The following is an 18180-nucleotide window of genomic DNA, read 5'->3' as shown; positions in this document are numbered from 1 at the left end:
CCCATTATAACACACTTAATAAAACTGGCAAGGCTCATTAAGTGTTGACGCTTCGCGGGTTACATACTGTTTTTCTTTTCATCCCCGTCCTAAAGTATCGGGGCTTTCAAGAAAACATGATCGGTAACCAGTTTTTGTAGTCGGTATCGTAGAGGGATAAGTTCATGGCTGGATTGGTTTGGGCTATTCTGTCTTGATTTTATTTACTAGGACTGAATCCCTTGGGAACGTTTCAATACCCTACTTAGGACTTGGCTACTATAAAAATGCTGTACATAGTAAGACATCAGAAAAATCAACGGGATTCCTATTCCTAGTATAAATAGTGACTGAAGCCACGACTTCTCAGGCATGAATGTATACATCACTGTCCAGATAGGGCGATGAAAGAGAAACACACAAAGTGATGCGGTACTGATATTCTTGAGGAACGCAGCCCCCTTGATTGAGAGAAGGCATCCTTGGAGCCTCTGTAGTAGAGTCCAATAAGCAGGAACTGTAAATCCAAAGATTAGTACTCGCTCTAATACATAAAATCTAATTGTATCATGGGACAAAAATGAGTTAACACCTACTAGCACTATTGCACAGGCTATCGAGACTGTGGGCAAATACAGCGAGTTTTGCCACGGATTTGACATACCCTGAGTCAGAATTTTAGAAGACAACATACCTAGGGCAAAAAATAAAAAGTAAGTGTCAAAATGGCCGGAAAAAATATCAACGCTGTATACCCTCAGCGCGATAATTTTTGCTAGATTTATCATCACTACAATTAGTGTCACAGCCCGTAAAAATCGATGTGTGTCTGATAACTCTCGGCGTATGAAGATAAATGCCAGATAGCAAAAGAACAAATTGCTGACGAACCAAATTGTTAAATAGTTGGCTTGATAAAGATTGGGTAGCCAAGCCTGCAAAGCCAAGGTATGTACAGCAAAATTTCCTAGGGATGGCATTTCTCCTCTGATGTGTGGATATACAGTAACAGAGAACAGAACGACAGCCAAGAAATATAAAGGATAAATACGCAAAAAACGATTCAGTAAAAATGCCAGTGTAGGTTCGCGCTGCTTTGAAATGGTAAGTTTGTAACCCGAGAAAAATAAAAAGCCTCCTACGGCAAATTTTTGCAGTACCTGATCAATACCTGTTTCATAAGGATTGATTAGACGATGACTAATAGCCCATAAATAATCTTGTGTATAGTTAACGTGATGTAAAAATAACACGATCACTATCAATAAGAAATTAATCAAAGTAATTGAATCAACCTTGACTTTTGTAGAGGTTTTCCCTTTTTCCATGGAGTGTTAGTACTACCCCCTTAAAAAATGCTAAAACAGTCTCTTAGTCTAAATGCCCGATCAAAGAGTTGAAAAGTGGATCATATGATAGCTCTAAAAAAAAGATTGACGAAATCTCCAGAAATACTAAGTGGTTATAGGCTAGACCATGAATCGCAAAAACGTCAAGAGCATGGCAATACCTTTTGATTTACTATAGCGAACCTATCTGAGTCGTGCAAAAAAGGCTCGCCTGGAATCGACATAGGACAATAGCCCAGAGTTCACGTCTCATTAGGACTAGCTATATCATTCAGTTTTGTTTGCTGGCTCGCTTATATCTTCTGAATTAGCTTCAGCTTGTTTAGGCAAATACAAGAACTGGATATTGTCTGACTCAGGTAGGCGATTATTTTTAAATCCATAAATAAATCCTTCATGATTGCAGTCGCTTGGAAGTTCACTGAGTTTTTGTCCAGTAACTAATCTGAAAAGACGATAACCATAATGACGCATTAAATCTTGAATCTCCATGGGCTGATAACCAAATCCTAAGCAGGCTACATGAATGCAGTTGTATATTACAATCGGCGATGAATCACTTGATAGGAGAGGAATTGCTCCCTTCAAAATTGGTAGTTCAGCACCCGATGCGTCTATGATTAACATATCAGGTTTAGTAAACTGTTGACTCTCTAAAATGTCTACTAAATGTGATACAGAAACTTCTCTAAGTCCGACAATTCGGCAGTTTTCATCTATTGGCTTTCCAATAGTATTAAAGGGATCATGCCAGACTCTATTCTGTTGAAGTGTTGCCTGCCCTGATTGTTCTGACACAGCTTTTTGAACGACTACAACACGCTCAGAACAGTCATTCAGTTCAAGGTTTTTCTTCAAGTGAAAGCAAAGCTCTGGATCGGGTTCAATCGCGCAAATTCTGCCTCCTCCCAGCTTTTTCGCTAAAAAAGTAGACAGCAAGCCAACATTCGCGCCTACTTCTACAATACTTGAGTCCTGATGGGTTAAAGATAAAAGAGATTTGATAACTGCTCGCTTGGCATCATTGCCACACCACATCTGCCGGACTGCACCGCCGTAAGGATATAAATTAACAGAAATTTCTCCTATTGAAAACTTGAGAGGTTTTCCCCTCATGCGAACTTGATAGGCGCTTCTCCCCAGCCATGATTTAGCTTGAATCTTCGTATTAGTAATAAATCTTTGTCCCCTTGAGCGTAGAGAAAGTGAATCTACAAAATTGTCAACTTGTCGATTCTTGATTCCCCCAGCCCCTTGAAATGTGCAAATTCTGTATTTGATGGATAGATTTGTGAAAATTGACTGGTCACCTCGATTTTCAACGAATCCCAACAAGTCTGGAAGGCCACAGGTATTGGGTTTAACGTATGAGGCAATGCGTTCATCAAGGTTATACCTTAGCCATTCACTTACAAATTTTTCCGCAAATTCATTTTTTTGTAAAAGGAACCATGTATTTTGTAATGCAACTGCATTATGATAGCGAGGTGAATCGCAATCCATGTACACAAAAGCATCACGTTTTGTGTATTTTAAATTTTTCTCACCCCATTCATGAAATAGAGTGCCGCCATTACGAAGACAAAGATCAATTAAAATACTCACCGGTCGGTTGATCGTATAAGCACCACAATCGTAGTAAAAGATGATGTCCTCTTGCTCAATTTCTTGGAGTAGTTGTTGAACGATGAATGGCTTCCATACGGCACCATTTTCAAAACGATTCTTGTCTAAATACTCTTTATGTTCAGCATAGAAGGACGTAGCGGCTAGTTTGGGCCATGTCCATGAAACGATATGATTAATGCCTTGGTTTTGGGCAGATTCATTGAGCCTAGCTTGGTTTTTAAGGAATCTTCCCCCTTTATATCCAAAGCGATCGTCGGCATAGTTCAGCAAATACAGTTTCATAAGAAAAGGGTGGGAGTTTGGAAACTCAGTGTCTTTAGACCTGAGAGGAAAAACGACTCAGTGGAATTTATTCCCCGTGTTCTTTTAATAATTCGCCTATTTTTTTACAAGAGTATTCAGTCGCCGCTTAATTTTTTTAAGCACTTTCTGTAATTTTTGATTTACCCGGAGTTTGATCTCCCCAGCTTTGCCGTACTTTAAGTAGACATTGAGATGGGATAATGTCGGATTAAAACAGAGTGCCGCAAATGCGACATTAGAGATGCCATGGATTAAGAAATTGGTTTTAGACAAGAGAATTGATTCAATAAGCACCTGCTCTCCTAATACAGCCCCCCCAAATTGGAGATGGGGACTATTGCCTTCATCTGAGCGCGTTGAATCGTAAGTTAGCAGTCTATCACCGTATCTTGAGCGGAACTTATCCACACTCGTTTGTGTATCTGTTGCTAAAAATATTTTGGCATCGGGAAACTGTTTTAATGCTCGATCAACTGCACGCATGTAGGTTCTTTCATCGAGATGGGGCTTCAGGTACCAGCCCGTTACTTCCACACTGCGCTCGGTACCGCGCATGTGGACTCCAATAACTGTGTTGTCGGTAAAGTAACTCTGGTAGAAGTCGTCAATCTTATTGAGAATACTGGGTTTAATCTGTATTCGGCGCTTTATTAAATCGTAAAAGATAGCCCGGCGATCTTCATGAATCTCTTCCTGCCCGGGATCGAAGGCTGACCAGCAGTTTGTGACTTTCACATTGGGCGGAACTGAGATACTTCCTTGTAGATTGCCAGTATACTGCTCTGGTGGATTATGGGTGATATCGGCTTTAGAATACTCATAAATACTGGCATGTTTGAGCCTATCCAGTGGGAGATTAAAAACATCCTCTATAGTTAGCTCTGAAACAGGTTCAAAATAATATTCCCAAGCATTGTCTTGATGGCCGTTGTAGCCTTGTTCTGACCAGTAAAGACAACTGCTGCCGAAGAAGACAACTGGAATTAAATCTTCCTGTTCGGCTTGATAAATATGCCCCAGAACTTGAAAGAAAAGCGCAAAGAACCCAACTCGACGAGACAGACAGACGATTATGCCTTTATTCTGTGCTTCAACTATTGTAGCTTCGTTCAAAGAAGTCATAAGAAAAGGGTGGGAGTTTGGAAACTCAGTGTCTTTAGACCTGAGAGGAAAAACGACTCAGGGAAATTTATTCTCCGTGTTCTTTTAATTTACCGCATGATGAGAGTCTTCGATTTCTAATTTACATTGTTGAGTTATTTTTGAGTAATCTCAGTGAGAATTTTATAGAGGTTGGATAACGACCTTTCCTCGGTGAACTGAGAATTGACTCGCTTATAGGCCTCGTTCCCCAGATTCTCAGCTAGTTCTGGGTCTTGAGCTAGGGCGATCATATGCTCGGCAAATTGTTCAATATTGCCTTCTTCTGCAAGTAACCCAGTTTTTCCGTCAAGGATGACTTCGGGAATGCCGTCATGTTTTGTTGCTACAGATGGTAATCCCATCGCTCCAGCTTCAAGAAAAACTACTCCTAAAGATTCGCTATCGCCACCGCTCGTCCTCAGCGAATGTTGCACAAATGCTCTTGCTTGGCGTAACACGTTAACAACTTCTTCAGGAGGACAAACTCCTCGTAAAGTAACTTGGTCTTTGAGATTAAGTGCTACAACTAATTGCTTGCAGGCTTCTAAAAGTGGTCCATCACCAATCATGGTGAGATGGGCTGTAGGAACTTGCTCAACTACTTTATGAAAGGCTAAGAGGGTAAGATGAGGAGCCTTTTTCTCAATAAAGCGACCAACGGCTACAAAGTTTGGGGGTGATTTACTGGGTTGGCCACCCTGAAACTTGCTTACATCAACGCCATAGTGATTAACAGCGATCTGTTCTGGTAGGGCTCCGAGTAGGCAAAGTTGACTAGCCATACTCTGGGAAGCTGCTATCAAACATGCGGCTTTTTTAAAGAGGGTTTGATACCTGTCTTTATATTCTTCTGCTGTTGAGTATTGAAATGCGTCAAATCCATGAAAGTGTGCGACTAATGGAATCCCTGCCATTTGACAGGACTTCAAAACGGCACAAGCTGTAGGGCCATACTCTGCTAATACAACATCAATTTGGCGCTGAACTAGAAATTGGCTGAGTGCTTTTTCTTCCCCCTGCTGGATGGAGAGGCCCATTATCCGACGGGTAAGCCATGCTCCAATATCTCGCTTATATAGGACAACTCCATCGACCTCGCGTACTGGAAAATAAGACCCATCGCCCACTAAGCTAATCACCGTGCTGGACAGACGACGCATATGAGCATGAATAAAAGTTTCTGAATACGTGTTATTGTTAGGGGCTACTACGCATATTTTCATCGGAAATTTTGGGTTTGAAACCCCGCCCTTTTAGGGCGGCTTTACCAGAAAATTCTAGCATCGAAAAACTGGGTCTAAAACCCCGTCTTTCAGGACGGCTTTAACAAAATGTTGCGGAATTCCCCTCTTCCTCCCTTGTAGGGAGGGGATGAATAGCAACCAATAAATAAACTGAGCGATCGCGAATCCTCGGATGAGCAGGTACAATGTTATCGGCAACAGCAAATCAAGATAATGTATAAGGCGTACAAGTATCGCATCTACCCAACCAACGACCAAAAAGCATCTCTCGCCAACGGCAGGATGGGGTAGTTCACTGTCGAAGCTGGACATTTTACCTCTCCCACAGTGACAGAAGAGAGATAAGCGGGAAATTCAGAGGCTTTAGCCCTGAGAGTGTCAACTCACTGTTAAGCCTATCGGTTCTAACGGGAGTTGTCTTTTGACATTTCAAGATAGATTTCGCCTGATGCGATCGCGCCTAGGACAATTCCGACACTGAAAAGACTTCCGAGACGGCCTAAAGTGCTGATGAGAAGGGCGATGAGGGCGGTGAGAAGGAGGTAGGCGATCGCCACTTTGCCATGACTCCAGCCGGATTGTTGTAGCCGTTGATAGAGGTGGGTGCGATGGGCTTGGAAGATGTTTTCTTTTTTAAGTAGACGACGGATGAGGGTGTAGATGGCATCGCCAATGAGGGGGAAAGTGATGGGGAGGGCTGACCAGAGTTGAGTCGGATTGGGACTGTTGAGGAGGGCGATGCCGATACAAGCCCCTAGGACGGTGCTGCCTACATCCCCCATGAAGATTTTAGCAGGGGACCAATTCCAGTAGAGAAAGCCTAAGAGTGCGGCGACGAGAAGCCACCAAAGGGGTTGATGGAGGTAAAGGGCGAGGAAAGCGAGTTGGAGGGCGGTGACGCTGGCAACGAGGCCGTCGAGGCCATCCATGAAGTTATAGAAGTTGATTAGGGCAGTGAAGGCGATCGCGGTGATGACTATGCCTATCACTTGACCGGTTAATCCTAGGGTGTTGAGTCCTGGGATGGGTAGAGAAGAGAAGGCATAAATGGCAATGGCTGCCGCGCTGAGTTGAACAAGATAGCGGAGACGGGCGGGTAGGTTGTAGCGGTCATCCAGGAAACCAATGATGCCAAGGGGGGTGAGGATAAGCCAGATGGGGGTGAAGTTTGGGGTGTTAAGGGTATGGAAAAAGGGTGTTGAAATATTAGTCAACAAAAAAGCCACAATAAAACCTAGACCACCGCCCCTCGGAGTAGGGTTTTGGTGAGAACTGCGATCGTTGGGGATATCTATAAGTTTCTGTCCTAAATATTCTTTGATTAGGTAGGTAATAGAAAAGCCTAATAAACCGCTCAAACTGATTAATACAATATCAAGACCACTCTTCATTATTTTAGGAGTTTAATTTCTTGGTCAATGCCTTCTGCAAATGAACGCGGAGAATATCCAAAATCTTCAGAAGCTAAAGAATAGTCAAAGTTTTTATGTTCATTGAGTCTCAATATCTGTTCCTCTGTAATGGGGAACTTTAACCCTAAAGATTGTATAGTTTTAATACAATGAGTTGCCAAAGAGACTGGAATGTGTACCTTAATTGTTTTCTTACCTAATGCCTCACTTGCTATTTCAATGACTTGGTTATATGTTAATGGAGTTTTACCTGAAATATTATACTCTTTTCGATAGGTTTCAGGGCAATTAATGACTTTGGTAATCGCCCATGCTACATCTTCAACATGAACAGGTTGCTGAAGGAATTCTCCACTACCAAAAATGGGGATGATTGGGGATTTTTGCAAGAACCTCAAAAGACGAATCATATTCCGATCTTCGGGTGTTCCATAAATCATCGTTGGTCGCAGAATAGTATATTTTAAACTACTGTTTTTTATAGACTGTTCTGCGGCTAGTCGAATGGTTTTACTTGAGGCATTAAGATGGGTAAAAATTGCTGTTGTACTGATAAAAATAGCTCTTTCTATCCCAGATTCTTCACAAGCTTGAACAATGGTAGGGGCTGCTCCAAAGCCAATGGAAGCAACGTTGACTAAAATCTTATAGTTTGGTAGTGTTCTTTTTAGAGAATCTAAATCATTGAGGTCAGCTTCAACACAATTTAGACCCAAATCCATTAATTTTCTAGAATCGGAAGAATGACGAATTAAGCAATCAAACTTGATTTGTTCTTGAATCAGTTTTTGGCAGACAAAGCTTCCCGTAAAACCTGTTGCACCTGTTAGGAGTATTGAGGGAGACATCGGTTCTATAAATGATAAAGCTGCTAGCTACGACTGAGTTCTTCGGATTTCAGCTTTCCGTGAGCTAAAGATTAATATCTTCTTGGATAAGAGTAGAGAGTTTTTGACATATTGCTCTTCTAGAGTAAGTCGAGTGAACCAAGTTTTTCCCTCGTTCTCCCATTGCTTCTCTTTCTTCTTGGGAAGTCTTTAAAAATGATACCATTGCCTGAGCTAAATCTTTTGAATTTTCTGGCGGAACAGCCCAACCTAATTGGTAAGTTGTAACTTCTGCATTAACTGCTCCTCCTACTGCTACAATAACAGGTTTCCCAGATGCGTAGTAATCATAAAGTTTATTTGGACTGACCCCATACTGAAAAAGAGGGATATTTTTCAAGGTTAAAATGAATCCGTCCGCGGCTTGTAGGAATTTGGGGATTTCTTGTTTAGGTAAAGGATCTCTAAATTCAAGACATTGAATGCCTTTAGCTTGTTTAATGAGGTCTTGTTTATCTGGACCATCTCCAAGTAATATTACTAGAATCTTGTCAGAATACTCATCATCTAAAATACGACAGGCTTCTACAATTGTTTCGAGAGCATTGGCAGTGCCATGTGCGCCTGTGTACATGAGACAGGTACAATCTGATGGAATATTGTACTTTTGTTTAGCCTGTTTTGGTGTGATGTTATTTTCAAACTCTTTTAAATTAGGTCCGTTAGGAAGCCAGTGAACGTTTGCTGCACCCCGTTTTTTTACATAATCAACCGCCCCTGATGCTAAAACAATAACGTGATTACTCTTTTTGTATAAAAATTTCTCAATCCAAGCGAGTCCTCTGACTAAGAGATTTTTGGGGGATTTTCCACCCAGTTCTATTAATACTTGTGGCCAAAGATCCCGAACTTCAAAGTAAAAGTAAGCACCGTGAATTTTTGCCAGTAACCATGCAGTAAAAGCCGCTAAAAGTTGAGGAGAGGACCCGATGATTATGTTGGGTTTTGGTTTAATAAGTCCAACGATGAATAAGGTAATACAGAAAGACAACATATTAACATATCGTTGCCAATTGTTGATTTTATAAGGAGTTGCGTACAGCCAATTCCATTTCAGTTTATGATAATTTTCGCTAGAATAGCCTTGACCGAATTTTAGTTTTCTGTACTGTCTTTGAGTTAAATTATAGTCTGAGGCAAAAACTTCTACCTCATATTCTTGATTGCTTAGAAATTGACCTATTTCATATTGTCTGATGTGTCCAGGAACATCAGGAGTATTGGCGAACTGGTTAATAATCCATATTCTAGCAGGCATTTTATAAGGTGTGTTTTACTGATTAAGAGCTTTAAAAGCTAAACCTGATTGATTAATTGTCCAATTTAAGTTTATCTGATTAAGATTTAACTGAAAGAAGGAAGCATCATGTTTCCAATTTACTTGAGGTAAATTGTTTAAACTGACTAAAGTTAATAGAGCATGGTAACTTTGATCTAATGGAATTCTAATTTCTAGGCATCCCCTTGAAATAGGTTGACCAAATTCAGGGGAGTGCCAAGAAGAACTGTTCTGAGAATTGAGCCATTTAGTCTGGTTCGACTGAACTGAGCTAAAGTTTTGAACCCAAAAACTTAAATCTTTAGATGAGTAATGATAAATATCTTTTGATGAGTCTGGGATGAGGTCTAGATTAGGAGCAAAGTGGAATCGGGCAGTACCGTATCGGTTGGATTGAGCAATTTGAGTTTGATCAGTTGCAATAACATCTAGAATAATAACATTAGTCTGCTCAAGACCAATCCAGCGATGATGGATGGATTGAATGGGTGAGTGATAATATCCATTGTGAGAGGCACTCATCCATTGTAGTTTTTCAAAAACTCCCGATGTTACATTCAAAGGTTTTGCTTTTCTCCCAACTCGAAAGCTTCCCCATACTTCTGATTGATTTTGGTCGGCAATTTCTACAGTGTTGTGTGCTTTAGTGCTACGCTCATATTCCCGAATCAAGCCTTTTTTATATTCACTAGTTCCGGTATCAATAATAATTGGTTGACCTTGGTAGTATAAGTCTATAGTTAAACAATCTGCATGGGCATGGGGAGGGAGTTCTGGAGGACAGGGAAGACCATAGTCAAAACCTAATTCAAGACCGTGAGAATTGCGTAAAATAGAATATCCTGTGTGTGGTGCATGGTAACTGATTGAATTCTTTTTATCATCAGTATGTTTCTGATTTTCAGGAATTAAATTAGGATCTGGTTTAAGATTTTTACAGTCAGAAGAATGAGAGTCTGGATTTTTGTTCAGTAAATGAAGATGTAAGAGATTACAAGAAGACAATAAATAGGATTGAAGGTTTTGGGAAGGAGAGTTAAGAAGTTGTTTAGTCCAGTTAATTGTTTCGTCTAGGGAATAAGTGATATTGTAGGCTGCATCATTCCAGAGGGGATAATTTCCATTGTGTAACCGGATTCCTTGAGCAAATTCGAGCATTTTGCTTAAGGAATCTAAAATGAAGGTGGGAATGGGTAAATTGGCACTATACAAACAAGCAGTTGATTCTGCTACTAAATTCATCACAATTAAGTGATACATTGGACTACGCTCATAATGTCCCCCATCGGGCAGTATTTGATAGCTAAGTTGCTGAATCAGTTCTTCAATAGATGTGTTAACTATCTTTTCGGTTTTGGGGTGATTAAAGTTTAATCCACCAATGATTAATGCTCTCAGATTTTCTAAGAGGTGATTTCCTCCCGCAAAGTATTCTTTGTTGTGATAGAGATAATTAATTTGTTTCCACAACGATTCGAGAATTTTTTCTGTTTTAAGTTCGGGGAATGTGTGGATAGCATAAGTCCAGTTTACGATACGGAGTGAGGTTGTATAGGGATGCCAACCATCAAAGGAATAAAAAGGATTGTGATCAATCCAGTCTGTAATGACGGAATAAATTTCTAAAAAAGATTCTTCTGTGATTTTTCTTTTTTGATAAGCAGTTGTAATTCTGTCTCGAATCCAGTCAAAGTAATGTAAGTTAAATTGCCAAAGACGTGAATATTCAGAGCTATTCCAAGTAATGGGTAAGGGTAAAGTGCGAGATTGATTTAAAAAAGTGAAGGTAACGGAATGGCACTTATTTTCCCTGAAAGAACCAGTGGAAAGTGATTGTTTTGAATTAAGTTGAAGATTGTTGAGATAGTTGATGTGAAGAGGAGGTGTGGGTGAAATTCTTCCAAATGTCCAGTAGTGACGAAGGGGGAGGGGAAGGTTAGGGAAAGAACGCCGCTTGATTTCAAATTCAATTCTTGCTGTAATTTGTTGGGGAGGAAGATCACGAATGGTGCGCCACCATAAACCTAGATTCATGAGGTTTTTTTCTCCGCAACAAGGAAGCTTATGGAAGGGACTTTAAGGAATGGTTTAATGGGCTGATTGGTGTGTGATTCCACAAAAATCTAGGGATGGTTTTTGAAGGGTTAGTCCATGAAATTCGCGATGACCGACTAAAAATACTAGCAAATCTGCTTTATCCAAAGCTAGAGACCAAGGCATTAAATTTAAGGTGGGGTGGGATTTTAAGTTGGGTTCTACGGGCAGGATGGTGTAGCCTAGGGCTTGTAGATTTTGGGTAATCTCTAGGGCGGGGGAACCGCGTAGGTCATCAACGTTGGGTTTAAAGGCTAATCCAAGGCAGGCAATGATGGGCTGACGTTGGTGGATCGTGGCAAATTCTTGGGCGGCGGCAACGACCTGATTGACGACCCACTGGGGTTTATGGTTGTTGACTTGGCGTGCTGTTTGTAATAAAGGGGAGTGGTTTGGGACAGCGGAGGCGATAAACCAAGGATCGACGGCGATACAGTGACCCCCGACACCACAACCGGGTTGTAAAATGTTGACGCGGGGGTGATGGTTGGCGAGGCGAATTAGTTCTCGGACATCAACTTTGAGGTTGGGACATAACATGGAGAGTTCATTGGCAAAGGCGAGGTTGACATCTCGAAAGGCGTTTTCAGTCAGTTTACAAAGTTCGGCTGTGCGGGCATCGGTGGTGAGAATTTGACCTTGGCAAAAACTGGCATAGAAGGACTGGGCTGTGGTTGCAGCTTCTTCGGTTAGACCCCCCACGACGCGGTCATTGTGGATGAGTTCATGGAGAATGTTCCCCGGTAATACGCGCTCTGGACAGTAGGCGAGATGAAGCTGCTCGACAGGTGCTCCTGCTACCGCTAGGGTTTTTGCGACTTGCTCTGTAGTGCCGACGGGGGAAGTGGATTCTAAGATGACGAGGTTTCCCGGTTGTAGGATGGGGGCGATCGCCTCCGCTGCCGCGAGAACATAGTCAATATTGGGTTGGGGTAAGCCTTCTGTGGCGGGATGAAAGGGGGTGGGGACACAGATGATAAAAATATCTGCGGCTGTGGGGGTGGTGCTAGCTTGGAGTTTTTGGGTTTGGACGGCGATCGCCACTGCCTGGTCAAGGTCTGGCTCAACAATGTGAATTGACCCTTGGTTAATGGTATCGACGACATTAGGGTTAATATCTACTCCGATCACTGAGTAGCCATGTTGGGTGAGGATCGCGGCTGTGGGCAAACCAATGTAGCCTAGACCGAGGATACAGACGCGAGGCAAATTTTGATCAGGATGGATCATGGGTTAAAGTTTTTCGGGTGAAGGCTGAGCCATAGCTAGAATAGCTTGACTGACCTCAATTAGTTCTTCTAGGGGGATGGGGGCGGGTGTTCCTGTGGTGATGGCAGCGACAAAGGCGGCGAGACAGGCTTTTTGTCCCTTATCCTGTCGCCATTGGCTCTGGCGTTTAAACTGAGGCCAGCCCCAGCCTTGTAAGGTCCGGTAGTTATCTAACTGAAGAATGCGATCGCCACAGAATACTTCTAATCTTTCCTTGGGAAAAGACTTGGCCCCATTGGCGAAATAGTGAATGGTGCCGATGGAGTCATCGGTAAAGGTCAAATTGAGGGTAACGGTATCCGGACAGGGCTTGGAGTCGGCTAAGGTGGTGCGATGCCAACTTGCGATGGGCTGTCCGACCAGAAACCGCAGCAGATCAACAAAATGGCAGGCTTCACCGATAATCCGTCCCCCACCCATTGCTGCATCTTGGGTCCAGTGGTCGGCGGGAATTGCCCCGGCGTTAACGGTCATAATCAAGGCTTTGGGGGCAGTTATGGTTTGCAGGAGGCGGTGCATTTGCTGCACAAGGGGAGCAAAGCGGCGGTTAAAGCCGACCATTAACTGTCGGGGTTGACCCTTACTGATGGCCTCTTGGTAAACCTGCTGAATTTGCTCTAGTTCAGCTTGATTCAGGGCTAAGGGTTTTTCTACAAAGACGTGCTTCCCCGCAGTGAGGGCGCGACAAACCAAGTCCCCATGGCTATCATGGCGCGTGGCAATGACGACTGTGTTAATGGTGGGGTTGGTGAAGAGGGCATCTGGCTCAGTCGTGACCTGTTGAAAGCCCAGTTTGCGGCCATAGTGGGTGATGTTAACCCCTGATGTGGCGGCAAGGGTATGGAGTTGGGCTGGTGTTTCAGCTAGGGCGGGGAGGAGGATGCGGCTGGCATAGTTTCCGGCACCAATACAACCGACAATAACCGGAGCGGGGGTAGACGGGGACGCTTTGGGGTCAGGTTTGAGTGAGAGGGTTGAGGTTGGTTCAGCAGGGGTAGGGTAGTCCAGAACAATGCCGAGGTAGGGCTGATCCCCTGTGAGGACGGCGTAGGCTTGATCGGCTTGGTCAATGGGAAAGCGATGGGAAATCAGCAGATCGGTCTGAAGTTGACCACTGGCGAGGGTATCTAGTACTGCTTCAAAGTTCCGTTGCTCTGTCCAACGGACAAAGCCAAGGGGGTAGTCTTGCCCTTTCTGTTCGTAGTTGGGGTCGTAGCGACCGGGGCCATAGGAGCAGGACACCTGAAAGCTGAGTTCTTTTTCGTAGAAGTCAGCCCGGGATAATTCTAGACCTGTTACGCCAACAAGGACAATGCGGCCGCGCTTCCGGCACATTTGGGCGGCTTGGTGGACGGGTTCGCTGCTTTGGGTGGCGGCGGTGATTAGCACGCCATCGACTCCGGCTTCCCGGGAAAATTCAGTGGCGATGGCGATGGGGTCGTTGTCTATGGCGAGGTTAAGGGTGTCAATGCCCAGTTGTTGCGCGAGGGCTAATTTATCGGGGGCGAAGTCTAGCCCTAGTACGCGACAACCTTGGGCTTTGAGGAGTTGGGCGGTGAGAAGACCAATTAAGCCCAAACCGGTGACGACGAAGCATTCTCCTAGGGTGGGTTGGGCAAGACGAATCCCCTGTAAACCGATGGCAGCGACGACAGTGAAGACGGCTGCTTCGTTGGTGACTGGATCGGGAATTTTGGCGCAGAGGTTTTGGGGGACGGAGACAATTTCGGCATGGGGGCCGTTGGAAATGATGCGATCGCCCACTTGAAAGCCTCTCACCCCTGCCCCTACTCCGATTACTGTACCCACATTGCAATAGCCAAGGGGGAGGGGTTGGTCAAGTTTGCTCTGAACGGCATCGAGGGTGGTGAGGAGGCCATCAGTACGAACTTTATCGAGGACTTGGCGGACTTTATCCGGTTGTTGGCGAGCTTTATCGAGCCAGTTGGCTTGGCCAAATTCCACAAGCATCCGCTCGGTTCCGGCTGAGACTAGGGAATTGTGGGTACGGATCAGGAGTTTACCGGGTTTGAGGGCGGGGGCGGGGATGTCCTGAACTTCAGTTTGGCCGGTGGTGAGAGATTGGATGATTTGTTTCATTAAGGCTGGAAAGACTTGTATTTTGATTCTGTTTGATCAACAAACTGCCGACACCAAAGCTCAATACAAATCAAAGAAAGCAAAGTATAACTAGCATCAATTGTACCTTGGTCATTGTCATTAATAAGCTGCTGTACAGCCGATGAATCAAACAACCCTCGATGTTTTAAACTTTGTTCACTTAGCACATCGGCCAACAGTTCCCGCAATTCATGGCGCATCCAGTTTCGTAAGGGCGCACCAAAACCAGACTTGGGTCGATAGATAACATCCCTCGGTAAATAAGGCTCCATCGCTTTTTTCAGCACCCATTTGCCTTGACGACCCCGTTGTTTATACTGCGGCGGAATTTGGGAGGCAAATTCAACCAGGTCGAGATCTAAGAAGGGTACTCGCACTTCTACCCCCACTGCCATTGACATTTTATCCGTGTAGGTGAGGTTGTGATCGGTGAGAAAAAATCGCTGTTCTAGGGCGAGTAATCGTTCTATTGGATGAGTGTTGGGGGGGAGTTCCGCGAGGAAATCCAGCATGGGTTCTTCCGCTTGAGAATCGCCCAATGCAGCACGAAAGTCTGGGGTATAAAGGGCGATTAAATCTTTTCGATCAACCCAGCGAAAATAATTCACGAGTCGGGCATCGCCCTCTAGGGCTGCACCCTGAAATAATTTCCCCAATCGCCGAGTAAGCGATCGCCGTTGATCTAATCCGCTTGTCAAGCGTTCCAGTTGCGCTCGGACAGAGCGAGGTAGCCAAGCCCAATAACGTTCTATCATAAGGGCTTGGTGGCGACGATAGCCAGTAAACAGGTCATCTCCTCCCGCCCCAGATAGTAACACTTTGATACCCTGTTCACGGGCGAGGCGACTGATGTACAGCACATTGAGGGGTGCTGGATCCGCTAGAGGTTCATCCAATTGCGCCACCATTGCAGGAAGATCCTCTGCCATTCGTGCCGCATTGATTTGAACAACTTCTAGCGGCACGTTCAAATGTTCAGCAACCTGACGGGCATAGGGGAGATCATCGGTTATTCCCTCCTCTCTAGCCCCTGTCACTTCGATGGTGAAACACTGGAGATTAGGATTATGCTCTCGGGCAAAGGTGACGATGCTACTGGAGTCTAGTCCCCCGGAGAGAAAGGCTCCCACTGGTACATCAGCGACCATCTGGCGATGTACTGCCTGACGTAAATATTGCTCTGTGCGGTGGATTGCTTGTCTTGCGGTTAATGGGGCTGGTGATCGGTGTATCGTCTTGCCTTCCCAGGGGTGGGGATGGAACGCGGGTAGGCGATACCAAGTGAAGGGGGTGGCGATCTCGTCTTTGTTTACCCATATTCCTTCACCAGGGCCGAGTTGGCGTATGGATTGAGTGGGCGTACCTGCTCCTGGACACCAGAGAAAACTCAGATAACGATCAATGGCGGCAGCATCTAGGTTCCCCAAGGGGTTTCTATCCGTTGGTAGTAAGGGCAGTAGTGCTTTGAACTCACTGGCAAAAGCTAAACCCTCCTTGGATGCACTGTAGTAGAGAGGCTTAACTCCCAGAGCGTCTCGCACTAAAAGTAATGACTCATGATCGGCATCCCATAGCGCAAAAGCAAAAATGCCGTTGAGTCTCCGTAGCATCACTTTAACCCCGTCCCCAGACTTCCTCTGGGACAGATAGAGGTTGAGCAACACCTCAGTATCTGAATGACCTCGAAAGCTATAACCTTGTGCCTCTAGTGCTGTCCGCAGTTCGCGAAAATTGTAGATTTCCCCGTTGAATACCAACACCACCCGACCATCCTCACTGGTCATCGGTTGATGTCCCAATGGCGACAGGTCGAGGATTGATAGTCGTGTATGGACAAGACCAACTCTGTGTGCATTGTCCTGAAATACGCCAAAATCATCTGGTCCACGGTGGACTAAGTTTGTCTTAACTGAAGACAATGCGGTAGCCAAGGGGAAGTTATTGGAGGTGAAGAGATAACCTGCTATACCGCACATTGACTCACTTAAGAAAGGATTACTTGGTGATGGAGAAAAGCATCAAAAATAGATAGAATCTCTACTGAAAAAGATTTGCAGCCAGGTTCATAAAATCTAAATATTTAGATTTTAGATATCTTCTTAGATATTTTGACTATTCTTGGAATTCATCAAGCCTAGACAAACCCAAAAAATGATTCCGTGAGGAAATATTCCTTGCACATTGCCAATAACCCCAATCAGACTTAAACCCAAGACTAAATAGAGCAAAGATGGTTGCTGTTGATACTGTTTGTTTTTAAGTATTAAGCTTAACACAATAGCTAAAAATAGGATTATCACTGAAATTATGCCAGCAATGGATCCAACAGCCAGTACATAAGAGTCGTTAATTAAACCTAGTTTGTTAGCCAAGTTGTAGCTGTTTTCATTAAATCCAGTTAAAAACTCGATAGGGTTAGCCTGACTCACTAAAACTAAAAATTTCTTGTATATATCCCAGCGAAGTGTTTGAAAACTACTGAATGCTCTAATTTGATAAATTTGAAAATTTAAGGTAGATATAGAAATTATAGTTATTGCTATTAAGCCAAATGAAAGACCAAAGAATGCAACTACTCCATTTTTGAATTTTAATAAAATCCAACACCCTAACATGAGAAAGTTAGGAATCAAAGCACTCCGTGAACCTGACAAAACCATCGTGAAGCAATTGATGCTTAACACTAAGAGTGTATATGGTGGAGAAAATTCAAATCTTTTTGTGGACTTCCATTTTTGATTTGAAGCTCCAATTAGTAAAGCATTCATTGCGAATAAGTACCAACCTAGTGCATTAGGGTTAAATAGTGTTGATACTACACGAGTTTGACCAGCAGCCTTAGAGAATATGTTCTCTTGTGAGAGAAATAACCATTCACCTATGCCAATTAAAGAAACTAAAAAACTTACAAGAACCCAGCGATATATTTGTTGTTTTACATAAAAATTTTTGGGGTAAATATAAACAGATAAAAAGTACCAAATTGGAGACAGTAAAAATAATCTAAGTATTTCTACTTGAACAGATTCATCTAAATAAATAATTTTAAATATTCCAAGCAGTATAAAAAAAGCAATTAAGAGTGAGGGTAAAAGCGAATTCCATTTCTTCAAAGACCTGCGTTTAGCAAGATAAATAATCCAGGATACTAAAATCGTAAAAGATAGCACATCCTTTCCTGCTCGAAGAAATATCCAATCTTCAGAATAAATATCCTCTACAAATAGAAAGGGTGCGTAATATAAGGGGATAAGTGTAATAAACCATCTCGCTGTTTTTTGCCATGAGCATAAGCCTAGTAGAAAAACAAAAGTTATTATACCAAAAAAATAATTGTTCATAAACAGAAGTGTTGAATGTTAGAAAAAAAATTGACAAAAAGCTCCTACTTCGGTAAAATAGGAGCTTGTTTTTTAAAAAAAATCAATAATTTGATTCTATCCAACTTCCCTCAAATTGTCAAAAAATGCC

The 18180-nt window shown here is 43.2% G+C and carries 13 protein-coding genes; 1 reads left to right on the top strand and 12 read right to left on the bottom strand.

The annotated features are described in order from the left end of the window. Positions 1-206: 206 nt before the first annotated feature. From K4A83_RS17350 to K4A83_RS17335, 4 genes are all read right to left on the bottom strand, one after another. Positions 207-1307 carry an acyltransferase family protein gene (locus tag K4A83_RS17350; RefSeq protein WP_265265910.1) on the bottom strand — a complete coding sequence of 367 codons (1101 nt, stop codon included), beginning with the start codon at positions 1305-1307 and terminating at the stop codon, positions 207-209. 288 nt (positions 1308-1595) lie between these two features. Continuing rightward, complete coding sequence (locus K4A83_RS17345) at positions 1596-3239, bottom strand: FkbM family methyltransferase (protein WP_265265909.1); 1644 nt, start codon at positions 3237-3239, stop codon at positions 1596-1598. A gap of 96 nt (positions 3240-3335) precedes the next feature. Then, complete coding sequence (locus K4A83_RS17340; protein ID WP_265265908.1) at positions 3336-4382, bottom strand: nodulation protein NodZ; 1047 nt, start codon at positions 4380-4382, stop codon at positions 3336-3338. A 134-nt stretch (positions 4383-4516) separates the two neighbouring features. Further along, the gene (locus K4A83_RS17335) at positions 4517-5563 is read right to left on the bottom strand and encodes a glycosyltransferase family 4 protein (RefSeq protein WP_265265907.1); all 1047 of its coding nucleotides are present in this window, start codon (positions 5561-5563) and stop codon (positions 4517-4519) included. 297 nt (positions 5564-5860) lie between these two features. Between K4A83_RS17335 and K4A83_RS23490 the strand changes: the two genes are divergently transcribed. Continuing rightward, positions 5861-5938, top strand: a complete 78-nt coding sequence (locus tag K4A83_RS23490; RefSeq protein ID WP_407810078.1) for a helix-turn-helix domain-containing protein — start codon at positions 5861-5863, stop codon at positions 5936-5938. Positions 5939-6051: 113 nt separating this feature from the next. Here the strand turns inward: K4A83_RS23490 and K4A83_RS17330 are convergent, their stop codons facing one another. The 8 genes from K4A83_RS17330 to K4A83_RS17295 form a co-directional block, all read right to left on the bottom strand. Then, entirely contained in the window at positions 6052-7038 is a 987-nt protein-coding gene (locus tag K4A83_RS17330; protein ID WP_265265906.1) for an MraY family glycosyltransferase, read from the bottom strand. Beyond that, entirely contained in the window at positions 7038-7907 is an 870-nt protein-coding gene (locus tag K4A83_RS17325; RefSeq protein WP_265265905.1) for an SDR family oxidoreductase, read from the bottom strand. Before K4A83_RS17325 ends, K4A83_RS17330 begins: the two co-directional genes overlap by 1 nt. A 64-nt stretch (positions 7908-7971) precedes the next feature. Beyond that, positions 7972-9204 carry a glycosyltransferase family 4 protein gene (locus K4A83_RS17320; protein ID WP_265265904.1) on the bottom strand — a complete coding sequence of 411 codons (1233 nt, stop codon included), beginning with the start codon at positions 9202-9204 and terminating at the stop codon, positions 7972-7974. Positions 9205-9219: 15 nt separating this feature from the next. Next, the gene (locus tag K4A83_RS17315; RefSeq protein WP_265265903.1) at positions 9220-11259 is read right to left on the bottom strand and encodes a heparinase II/III family protein; all 2040 of its coding nucleotides are present in this window, start codon (positions 11257-11259) and stop codon (positions 9220-9222) included. Positions 11260-11313: 54 nt separating this feature from the next. Beyond that, the gene (gene wecC, locus K4A83_RS17310) at positions 11314-12549 is read right to left on the bottom strand and encodes a UDP-N-acetyl-D-mannosamine dehydrogenase (RefSeq protein ID WP_265265902.1); all 1236 of its coding nucleotides are present in this window, start codon (positions 12547-12549) and stop codon (positions 11314-11316) included. 3 nt (positions 12550-12552) lie between these two features. Next, on the bottom strand, positions 12553-14688 hold the full coding sequence (locus K4A83_RS17305) for a bi-domain-containing oxidoreductase (RefSeq protein WP_265265900.1): 2136 nt from the start codon (positions 14686-14688) through the stop codon (positions 12553-12555). After that, on the bottom strand, positions 14688-16685 hold the full coding sequence (gene asnB, locus K4A83_RS17300) for an asparagine synthase (glutamine-hydrolyzing) (RefSeq protein WP_265265899.1): 1998 nt from the start codon (positions 16683-16685) through the stop codon (positions 14688-14690). Before asnB ends, K4A83_RS17305 begins: the two co-directional genes overlap by 1 nt. A 123-nt stretch (positions 16686-16808) precedes the next feature. Continuing rightward, on the bottom strand, positions 16809-18050 hold the full coding sequence (locus tag K4A83_RS17295) for a hypothetical protein (protein ID WP_265265898.1): 1242 nt from the start codon (positions 18048-18050) through the stop codon (positions 16809-16811). Positions 18051-18180 lie beyond the last annotated feature (130 nt).

It is taken from the genome of Spirulina subsalsa FACHB-351 (assembly GCF_026130165.1).
Classification (GTDB): Bacteria; Cyanobacteriota; Cyanobacteriia; order Cyanobacteriales; family Spirulinaceae; genus Spirulina_A; species Spirulina_A subsalsa_A.
This window is presented reverse-complemented; position numbering and strand designations above follow the sequence as displayed.

Bases quoted from the DNA above. Each gene is read 5' to 3' on its own strand.
- K4A83_RS17345 (WP_265265909.1), bottom strand. From the start codon at position 3,239: ATGAAACTGTATTTGCTGAACTATGCCGACGATCGCTTTGGATATAAA.
- K4A83_RS23490 (WP_407810078.1), top strand. From the start codon at position 5,861: ATGTATAAGGCGTACAAGTATCGCATCTACCCAACCAACGACCAAAAA.
- K4A83_RS17325 (WP_265265905.1), bottom strand. From the start codon at position 7,907: ATGTCTCCCTCAATACTCCTAACAGGTGCAACAGGTTTTACGGGAAGC.
- K4A83_RS17340 (WP_265265908.1), bottom strand. From the start codon at position 4,382: ATGACTTCTTTGAACGAAGCTACAATAGTTGAAGCACAGAATAAAGGC.
- K4A83_RS17350 (WP_265265910.1), bottom strand. From the start codon at position 1,307: ATGGAAAAAGGGAAAACCTCTACAAAAGTCAAGGTTGATTCAATTACT.
- K4A83_RS17305 (WP_265265900.1), bottom strand. From the start codon at position 14,688: ATGAAACAAATCATCCAATCTCTCACCACCGGCCAAACTGAAGTTCAG.
- asnB (WP_265265899.1), bottom strand. From the start codon at position 16,685: ATGTGCGGTATAGCAGGTTATCTCTTCACCTCCAATAACTTCCCCTTG.
- K4A83_RS17335 (WP_265265907.1), bottom strand. From the start codon at position 5,563: ATGCGTCGTCTGTCCAGCACGGTGATTAGCTTAGTGGGCGATGGGTCT.
- K4A83_RS17295 (WP_265265898.1), bottom strand. From the start codon at position 18,050: ATGAACAATTATTTTTTTGGTATAATAACTTTTGTTTTTCTACTAGGC.
- wecC (WP_265265902.1), bottom strand. From the start codon at position 12,549: ATGATCCATCCTGATCAAAATTTGCCTCGCGTCTGTATCCTCGGTCTA.
- K4A83_RS17315 (WP_265265903.1), bottom strand. From the start codon at position 11,259: ATGAATCTAGGTTTATGGTGGCGCACCATTCGTGATCTTCCTCCCCAA.
- K4A83_RS17330 (WP_265265906.1), bottom strand. From the start codon at position 7,038: ATGAAGAGTGGTCTTGATATTGTATTAATCAGTTTGAGCGGTTTATTA.
- K4A83_RS17320 (WP_265265904.1), bottom strand. From the start codon at position 9,204: ATGCCTGCTAGAATATGGATTATTAACCAGTTCGCCAATACTCCTGAT.